At 36.4% G+C, this 9,734-nt stretch carries 8 protein-coding genes; 7 read left to right on the top strand and 1 reads right to left on the bottom strand.

Annotated elements, in window-relative coordinates:
• The coding region (locus tag IKV95_RS05615) for a linear amide C-N hydrolase (protein WP_287451490.1) at positions 1-136 on the bottom strand (136 nt) is incomplete at its 3' end.
• A 574-nt stretch (positions 137-710) separates the two neighbouring features.
• On the opposite strand from IKV95_RS05615, the gene tkt reads away from it, so the two are divergent.
• From tkt to IKV95_RS05580, 7 genes are all read left to right on the top strand, one after another.
• Positions 711-2,702, top strand: coding sequence for a transketolase (gene tkt, locus IKV95_RS05610; RefSeq protein WP_069126308.1), 1,992 nt, complete (start codon positions 711-713; stop codon positions 2,700-2,702).
• 157 nt (positions 2,703-2,859) lie between these two features.
• Positions 2,860-3,120 carry a YneF family protein gene (locus tag IKV95_RS05605; RefSeq protein WP_029091804.1) on the top strand — a complete coding sequence of 87 codons (261 nt, stop codon included), beginning with the start codon at positions 2,860-2,862 and terminating at the stop codon, positions 3,118-3,120.
• Positions 3,121-3,325: 205 nt separating this feature from the next.
• The gene (locus IKV95_RS05600; protein ID WP_256084816.1) at positions 3,326-3,454 is read left to right on the top strand and encodes a hypothetical protein; all 129 of its coding nucleotides are present in this window, start codon (positions 3,326-3,328) and stop codon (positions 3,452-3,454) included.
• Positions 3,455-3,564: 110 nt separating this feature from the next.
• Complete coding sequence (locus IKV95_RS05595) at positions 3,565-4,809, top strand: MFS transporter (protein WP_287451489.1); 1,245 nt, start codon at positions 3,565-3,567, stop codon at positions 4,807-4,809.
• Between the two features lie 143 nt (positions 4,810-4,952).
• Positions 4,953-6,701: an ABC transporter ATP-binding protein gene (locus IKV95_RS05590; RefSeq protein WP_069126311.1), complete on the top strand. Its 1,749-nt coding sequence runs from the start codon at positions 4,953-4,955 to the stop codon at positions 6,699-6,701.
• The gene (locus IKV95_RS05585) at positions 6,701-8,482 is read left to right on the top strand and encodes an ABC transporter ATP-binding protein (RefSeq protein WP_069126312.1); all 1,782 of its coding nucleotides are present in this window, start codon (positions 6,701-6,703) and stop codon (positions 8,480-8,482) included. The genes IKV95_RS05590 and IKV95_RS05585 overlap by 1 nt, the downstream gene beginning before the upstream one ends.
• A gap of 133 nt (positions 8,483-8,615) precedes the next feature.
• Positions 8,616-9,089 (top strand): CcdC family protein, encoded by a 474-nt coding sequence (locus tag IKV95_RS05580; RefSeq protein WP_029091800.1) that lies wholly within the window; start codon positions 8,616-8,618, stop codon positions 9,087-9,089.
• Positions 9,090-9,734: the final 645 nt, after the last annotated feature.

Raw genomic sequence — 9,734 nt, 5'->3', positions numbered from 1 at the left:
TATAAGTTAAATCAAATGTTTTGTTGCGTGGAACAAAAACAACTTGTTCCGCCATTTCGATTCCAAAGTCCATTGTTCGAGAAAGCAAATGTTTATTATCTTTTGATGTTAATGTAAAACTACTGCAACCTATCATTCAAATCATCCCTTTTCTTGTTATTTTGTAAAGAGTTAAAAACTTTGTGTGTGTGTGCTTTAATTATAATCTTAAATCACTAATATTAAAAGCGTTGAGTTAGAAAAGATGTGTCTTATTTACTAATTTTTGCGTTTTTAAATAATAATTTAATGACTAATCACTAATGACTAACGACTAATGACTGCCTGTGATAAAAGAATAACTGTATTTCGGGAAAAAGTATCCGTTCAATTCAGAATAATTTCCACCTTATTTAACAAAAGAACCAAAACGACCCAATCATTGGAAAATAATTTGCTTGTGAGGTGTTAACTAACGACAGACTGAATACGCTATCATTTTATTGTTCTAAAAGCAGAGTTAAAATAAAAAATAGACAATAAACAGCGGTTTTATAAGCTTTTTAATATCTATCTCTAGTGATTTGCGCTGAAATGGTTTATAATAATTCTTGTATGCTTAGTTACATTGCAATTTAGCTGTTTCACGTTTTTAATAACTCAAAAAGTTAGCAAAAAGTGAAGCAGTGTGTAATGGGTATTATTAATATATTTTGAGGGGATGTTTTTAAATGTTTGATAAAGTTGATCAACTCGCAGTGAATTCAATCAGAACTCTTTCAATGGATGCTATTCAAAAGGCCAATTCAGGACATCCAGGTTTGCCGTTAGGTGCAGCACCAATGGCTTACACACTATGGTCACGTTTCTTAAACGTTAACCCAAGCAATACAACATGGTCAAACCGTGATCGTTTTGTGCTTTCAGCAGGACACGGTTCAATGTTGTTATACAGCTTGTTACATTTATCAGGTTTCAAATTAAGTATTGAAGACCTTAAAAACTTCCGTCAATGGGATAGTTTAACTCCAGGACACCCTGAATTTGGACATACTGATGGCGTAGAAGCAACAACTGGTCCACTTGGACAAGGTATCGGTATGGCTGTTGGTTTTGCAATGGCAGAACGTCATTTAGCTGGGATGTATAACAAAGATAAATTCAACGTTGTTGACCATTATACATACGCTTTATGTGGTGATGGCGATTTAATGGAAGGTGTTTCAGCAGAAGCGGTTTCGATGGCTGGTCATGAGCAATTAGATAAATTAATTGTCCTTTATGATTCTAATGATATTTCATTAGACGGTGATTTAGATCGTTCATTCTCTGAGAGCGTTCAAAAACGTTTTGATTCTTATAACTGGCAACATTTATTAGTTAAAGATGGTAATGATTTAGCTGAAATTGAAGCGGCAATTGCAGCAGCAAAAGCTAATACTACTCAGCCAACAATTATCGAAATTAAAACAGTCATTGGTTTTGGTTCTCCAAAACAAGGTACAAGTGCTGTCCATGGCGCGCCTCTTGGTTCAGAAGGTATTTCTGAAACAAAAGCAGCTTATGGTTGGGATTTACCAGACTTTACAGTGCCTGAAGAAGTATATGCTCGCTATCAAGCAAACGTTGCTGATCGTGGTGCAAAAGCTGAAGCTGAATGGAATGCATTATTTGCTTCTTACAAAGCTGAATACCCAGAATTAGCTCAACAATTTGTTGATTCTTTTGAAGGTAAATTGCCTGCAGGTTGGGATGCTGATCTTCCATCATTTGATGAAGGCTCTTCAACAGCTTCTCGTGCATCAAGCGGTGAAGTAATCAATGCAATCGCAGATAAAGTTCCATTCTTCTTCGGTGGTTCTGCCGATTTAGCTGGATCAAATAATACGACTATTAAATCAGATGGTCAATTTACAGTTGATGCTCCAGAACAACGTAATATCTGGTTTGGTGTACGTGAATTCGCAATGGCTACTGCGTTAAACGGTATGTCACTACATGGTGGTTTACGCGTTTACGGTGGTACGTTCTTCGTATTCTCAGATTACCTTAAAGCAGCAGCTCGTTTAGCTGCAATTCAACACCAACCTGTAACTTACGTGCTAACACATGATTCAGTTGCTGTAGGTGAAGATGGCCCAACACATGAGCCAGTAGAACAACTTGCAAGCTTACGTTCTATTCCGAACATGGTTGTTATTCGTCCAGCGGATGGTAACGAAGTAAAAGCGGCATGGACTATTGCGTTGGAATCACAAGATCATCCAACAGCATTGGTATTGTCTCGTCAAAACTTACCAGTGGTTGCAGGTTCAGCAAGCAAAGCAGCAGACGGCGTTCGTAAAGGTGGTTATGTAATCTCACCATCTACTAAAGATGTTGCTGATGCTATCTTAATTGCTACTGGTTCAGAAGTTAACTTAGCTGTACAAGCACAAGCTGCGTTGGCTGCTAAAGGTACTGATGTTTCTGTTGTCAGCATTCCATCGTTTAACTTGTTTGATAAACAATCAGCTGAATATAAAGAGTCTGTTTTACCAAACGCTGTTCGTAAACGTGTGGGTATTGAAATGGGTAGCTCATTCGGTTGGGGTAAATATGTTGGTTTAGATGGTACTGTTATCGCAATTGATACTTTCGGTGCTTCTGCTCCAGGAGAAAAAATCATCGAGGAATACGGTTTTACAGTTGATAATGTTGTAAAAGCTGTTGAATCTTTATAATCGAATTTAAGAAGAAGTGAGGGGCGGGATACCGCTCCTGCTTTTTTTTGCAAACTCGAAGTAGAAATATCACAGTAGAGTTGATGACAGCTATTGTCATAACGTTAATTATCAAGTACAATAATAGAGATAAATAAGAAATGGGGGAAAGTAAATAATGAGTTTATGGTTAGGAATTACACTTATTGTAGTTGCACTTGCTGCGGGTCTAGCACTCGGTTTCTTTTTAGCACGTCGCTATATGATGAAGTATCTACAAGAAAACCCACCTGTTAACGAGCAAATGTTAACAATGATGATGGCGCAAATGGGTCAAAAACCATCACAAAAAAAGGTCAACCAAATGATGTCTGCAATGAGCAAACAACAAGCGGCTGCACCTGCTAAAGAAAAAGAAAAGAAGAAAAAGAAAAAATAATAGCATATATCTGTGTTTATAGAGTTAATATAAATTATGATTATGAAAATTTCTCTTTTAATTGAATTCTATTCGGAAAACACATCTCTTAGGAGGTGTGTTTTTTTAGTATGTAGACAAATTGTGAGAATAATCAAAAAAAGCTAGGCAATACTAAAAAGATATGCTATATTAAATTTAACGAAAAGAAACGGAGGTGGAAAAGATGGGATCAACAATTTTTGTATTACGTAATGAAGTGAAGAATTACCACAATACGCTTGCTTTTATTTCCAATGTTCAAGGGGATAATCTGTCTTCTTTTAAATTTAATACAAAAACAACGAGTAGTTGACCTTTCTTTTTCACTTATGAAAAGGCTGCTTGTTACCCAGGCAGTCTTTTTTTGTGCGCAAAAATAAGAGACGCCAATGACACGATAAAAAACCAACAGGATGGTGCTCTATGAAAATTTTATTATCAAAAAATATTAAAACGACCTTAACAACATCATTTATGAGCAGTTTAATCTATGCTTGTACGATGCCGTTTATGATTATTTACTTGGCAAAACATACGCCAACAGGAACAGCAGGAATTATTGTTATTCTGAATGTTGCTGTATCTTTTATAGCAGGAATTATTGGTGGCTATTTGGCAGATAACCATCAACGAAAGCGAATTTTATTCGTGTTTCAAACACTGTATGCTGTTGGATTGTTAACAATTGTTTTTAATCTCAGTGGTTTGCTCGCTCACATTAATTGGTTGGTTGTGGGTTACTTTATTTGTGGAGCAGCTTATAATTTCTACACGCCAGCATATTCAGCTGTTGTGTTGGATTCAACCACGAGGGAAAATCGTAAGAAAGTCTATCAATATGAATATTGGATTTTTAATTTATCGATGGCTATTGGTGCATCAATTGGTGGATTTGCCTTCAAAAATTATTTGTTACCGCTATTTATAGGAGCGGTAATCATGCAGCTTATCGTCACGCTTTTTCTACAAATGAACTTGCGATATGAAAACAAGATAATGGATCGTAAAGATACTAAAGTTATACGTCATCTTTTTTCAACATACGCAAAGGTGGCGAAAGATCGCCGTTGGTTAATGTTTGTTGTTGGTATGGCTTTGTATCAAGCGGCAGAATTCACAATGGGAACTTATACAGGTGTGCGTCTGTCAAAAGAGTTTGATATGATTCATCTCTTTAACATTGCCATTGATGGTGTTAGAATGTTGAGCGTTTTACAAGTTATCAATACGTTAATGGTTGTTTTTTTAACCTTTTTATTAACGCGTATAACAGCAGGCTTAAAAGAAAAGTATGTTGTCTTTTTTGGACTACTTATCTATGTAACAGGGTATGGAGTGATGGCAACGGCAAATAGTATCACGTTATTAGTACCGATTATGGTCATCGTTACGATTGGTGAATTGGTTGCAACGCCATTATTAAGCGCAAGAGAAGTTGACTTAATTCCTGATGATAAACAAGCATCTTACTTAAGTTTTTCGGGTTTATCATTTCAATTTGCTCAGCTAGTTGCAGGTTTTGCTTTAACATTAGGCGGCTTTGTCAGCGCATTCTACATCAGTGTCTATATCATCGTTTTAGGAGTTATTGGTGTCTTATTTGTATCAATTAGCTTATATCATCGAAAACATCAAAAGACCAATCCTGAGGCTACTAGTCGGATATAAACAGTCTTCTTGACCTTAATATAGGTGAATAGTATGATAGCTAAATGAATGTTTGCTTATGGAAAGCCATGCTGTCCGCCACTACATCAAGCGCAGTATGAGCTGTTTTGTATAGATAATTAATTGGAAACAGAGGTGGAAAAATGAAAATATTTAAAGATTTATGGTGGTTCTTCAAACAAGAAAAAAGAGCGTATATTATTGGGGTAATCGCTTTAGTAACGGTTTCATTGTTATCATTAATCCCTGCGCGTTTGATCGGTAAAACCGTTGATGCGATTGCAGACCGAAGTTTAACGATGGGATCTTTTCTTACTATTATTGCAACACTCGTCGTTACCGCTGGGATTATGTATGGGTTACGTTATGTTTGGCGAGCATACATTTTCGGCTCTTCATTACGACTTGAACGCCAAATGCGTAACAGTTTGTTCAAACATCTTACTAACATGTCAGGTTCGTTCTTTCAAAAACATCGTACAGGTGATTTGATGGCACATGCAACAAATGACTTGAAAAGTATTCAACAAGTTGCGGGTGCTGGTATTTTGACATTAGCCGATTCAGTTTTAACTGGGGGAATGGTTATCGTCACAATGGCAACACTTATCAACTGGAAATTAACATTGATTGCTCTATTGCCAATGCCTTTAATTGCAATATCTTCGCAATTTTTAGGTAAAAAATTACATATCAGTTTTAGAGATGCACAAAGTGCTTTCTCTGATATGAATGATTACGCCCAAGAAACAATCGGGGGTACAAAAGTAACTAAAACATTTGGTCAAGAAGGAGCTGAAATTAAGCATTTTCAGTCACAAACAAATGACGTACGTAAAAAAAATGTCATCGTGGCACGTCTCGATTCAGCGTTTGACCCTGCGATTAATATTATCGTTGCTTTAAGTTACGCATTGACTTTATTTGGTGGTGCTTACCTTATTCGCCAATCAGAAATAACGATTGGAGATTTAGTTTCATTTATTACATATTTAGGTATGTTAGTATGGCCAATGCTCGCTTTTGGGTTTTTATATAATATACTTGAACGTGGATCGGCATCTTATGACCGTGTCGCTATTTTAATGGCTAACGAAGCAGAGGTCACTGATCGTGAAGGCGCGGTTGATGTGACACCCACAGGTGATATTACAGTGGACGTTGAAGAAGTCCGTTACGCGGATGATAAATTAGCCTTGCACAATATTCACTTCAAGATCGGTGCAGGTGAAACATTAGGTATCGTTGGGCGCACAGGTGCAGGTAAAACGACACTTGTTCAAATGCTCTTACGTCAAGTGAATCATTATGAAGGACTTATCACAATTGGTGGACGTGACATTAAGGATTACACGCTTGATTCGCTACGCCGTTCAATTGGGTACGTCCCACAAGATCAATTTTTATTCTCAACAACGATTCGTGAAAATATTCGTTTTGGTCGTCCAGAAGCCACACAAGAAGAAGTTGAAGCAGTTACTCGTTTAACAGCGATTCATGATGACATCGAGGCCTTTACTGAAGGTTACGATACAGTAGTCGGTGAACGTGGTGTTTCATTATCCGGGGGACAAAAGCAACGTATTTCGATTGCACGTGCCTTATTAATGAATCCCGAATTACTCATTTTGGATGATGCCTTGTCTGCAGTAGATGCTAAAACTGAAGAGGCGATTGTCAGCGCCTTGAAAGAAACACGTTCTGATAAAACAACAATTATTTGTGCTCACCGTTTAAGTTCAGTTCAACACAGTGAACAAATTTTGGTGTTAGAAAATGGTGAATTGGCTCAATCAGGTCGTCATGCAGAATTAATGTTAAGCGATGGTTGGTACAGTCAAATTTTTGAACAGCAACAACTTGTACAAGCGTCAGAAGGAGGTGAGGGCTAATGGAAAAGTTTGAAAAACTCACTGGAAAACAACAGTTAGCAACTTTAAAACGGTTGCTCAGTTATGCAAAACCTTACAAAAAAAGCCTTGCATGGACATTGATTTTAACGTTAATCGTCACATTAGGTAACCTGGCAACACCTTTGTTAATTAAATACATTCTTGATAATTTCATCCAAGATAAGAGCACCGATATTGCTGCGCTCTCATTGTGGACAGGAATTACATTTGCAACGTTTGTCGTAACCTCACTTGTTTGGTATGTAGAACAATTACGTTTTCAGAAAACGGCATTTCATATCGTTCAAGATTTACGTACAGGCTTATTTCAAGACCTACAAAAGAAAGGGATGCGTTTTTATGATCAAGTCCCTTCAGGTAGTATCGTCTCGCGTTTAACCAATGACACAGAAGCAATCACTGATATGTTTGTATCAGTACTTTCAACAGCGGTTTCGGCTGTATTTATGTTGACAGGTATCTACATTACAATGTTTATCCTCAACGTTAAGTTAGCGCTGATATGTTTATTGCTACTACCGATTTCAATTTGGATTATCTTTTTGTACCAAAAATACAGCACAACTTTTTATCAACAAGCTCGTGAAAAACTAAGTGAAATGAATGCAAAGCTAGCAGAATCAATTTCGGGAATGCCGATTATTCAACAATTTAGCCAAGAAAAACGTTTACGTAACGAATTTTCGGAAACCAATGAAGCATACTTTGAAGCAAGCTTTAGAAACACTAAATTGAATGGTTTATTATTAGGACCTGCTATTCAATTACTCTCAGGTTTAGGGATTGCTATTATACTTTTCTACTTCGGTTGGGCATCGTTTTCAGGTGCTGTATCAGTCGGTGTGGTATTTGTATTCATTAGCTATATCCAACAACTCTTTAACCCAATCCAACAAATTATGGAACGTTTGGCATTCTTCCAACAAGCAGTTGTTGCATCGTCACGTATCTTTAAAATGATGGATAATCACGAATATGCACCAAAACAGGCAGAAACAACACATCGTGTTATCAAAAAAGGTGAAGTTGAATTTAAAAACGTATCTTTTTCATATGATGGTAAACAAGATGTGTTATCGAATATCTCTTTCGTCGCACGTCCAGGGGAAACCGTTGCTTTAGTTGGGCATACAGGAAGTGGTAAAAGCTCGATTATCAACTTAATGATGCGCTTCTACGAATTCGAACGTGGAGATATTTTGATTGATGGTGTATCAATTAAAGAGTATCCAACAGCAGAATTACGTGAGAAAATGGGCTTGGTTTTACAGGATTCATTCCTCTATTATGGAACGATTTCTGATAACATTCGATTGAAAAATGAGAACTTAACACAAGCTCAAATTGAAGAAGCGGCTGAATTTGTTCAAGCCGACCGTTTTATCAATGAATTTCCAAATGGGTATGAACACCGTGTTGTTGAACGTGGTGCAGCCTTCTCACAAGGTCAAAAACAATTACTTTCATTTGCACGTACAATTGTGACTGATCCGAAAATTTTAGTGCTCGATGAAGCAACAGCAAGCATTGATACTGAAACAGAACAACTTATTCAAGAAGGTTTGGTTCGAATTCGTCAAGGACGTACAACGATTGCGATTGCACATCGTCTTTCAACGATACGTGATGCAGAACAAATTCTTGTATTGGATCATGGTAAAATTGTTGAACGCGGTACGCATGATGAACTAGTGGCTCAACGAGGTATCTACTTCAGTATGTATGAATTACAAAATAAATCGGAAACTGTGATTGATTAAAATATAATAACAGGTATAAAAATTAGTAATTAAGCAGCCAGAAATGGTTGCTTTTTTATGATAATTTCCTTTGACCTTATTATAAATAGAGAATATAATAACGAGTGGAATAACGTTTAAAAGGAGGATGGTTATGTCTTTTTGGGGTTCAGCAATTATCACACTTGCGTTTGGTGTTGCCATTATTATTATTCGCATGAAATCGTCGAAAGATCCAGCGACATTTAAAAAAATATGGATACCACCACTAGGCATGCTAACAGGAGGATTGATGTTCGTTGTCCCGATGTTCCGCGTTTCGCCACCAAATATTTTGGAAGCGATTGGGCTAGGTTTAGTATTCTCGATTGTGTTAATATGGACAACAAAATACGATATTCGTGGCGATGATATTTACATTGTTCGCACAAAATCGTTTCCTTATATACTAATGGGGTTACTCGTAATTCGTTTAATTATTAAGTACTTTTTAGCAGACACAATTGATTTTGGTGAGTTAGCAGGGATGTTTTGGATCCTTGGTGTAGCGATGATTTGGCCTTGGCGAATTGCGATGCATTTTCAACTCAAATCAAAGTTACGAGAAAAAAGTAGTGTTTTAAACTAATGAAGTATTTTGTGAAACAATGATACCTTCATCTAGTAATACACTTAACGTATAAGGTGGGTTTTCTGGTAATAATCGGAAACCCATCTTTTTTATTATCTGTAGTGATATCATCATAGGATTAAAATGCAACATCAAAATATATTAACGGACATTCTCAATTTGGGGTGTCTTTTTTTTTTTGGTTTATAACTGACACTAAAAGTGAAATTATGATAAGAAATCACATTATTAACAAGGTATTATAAAACTAGGATAGCGAGTGAAAAAAGAGAGCTTCCAAATAATCACAGTTAAGTTTCTTTTACATTCAAATAAGCTATCATAATGTTTTATCTGACAGGAATAGTAAATAGCTATATTCTCCAAAAATTTTAAGGAGGTGATATCAATGATGGTACTGACGTTAGTAGGTATGGCGTTTATTCCGTTTCTTGCTTTAGTTGGCGTTTCAACATGTTAATAAGTTGAAAGTGACTTTTTAGCAATAAAATGAAAACAGCCTTAAAGTTGAAATGCGACAAAAATTAGTAATTAAACCAGAAAGAACATCTGAAATCAGTGAACATTCCCTCATAAAATAGAGGATTTATTTTCGATTATTGATTGGAAATTCTCTTTTTTATTGTATTGATTAAAGGTGTG

Source organism: Brochothrix sp., from assembly GCF_017549435.1.
Lineage (GTDB): Bacteria > Bacillota > Bacilli > Lactobacillales > Listeriaceae > Brochothrix > Brochothrix thermosphacta.
This window is presented reverse-complemented; position numbering and strand designations above follow the sequence as displayed.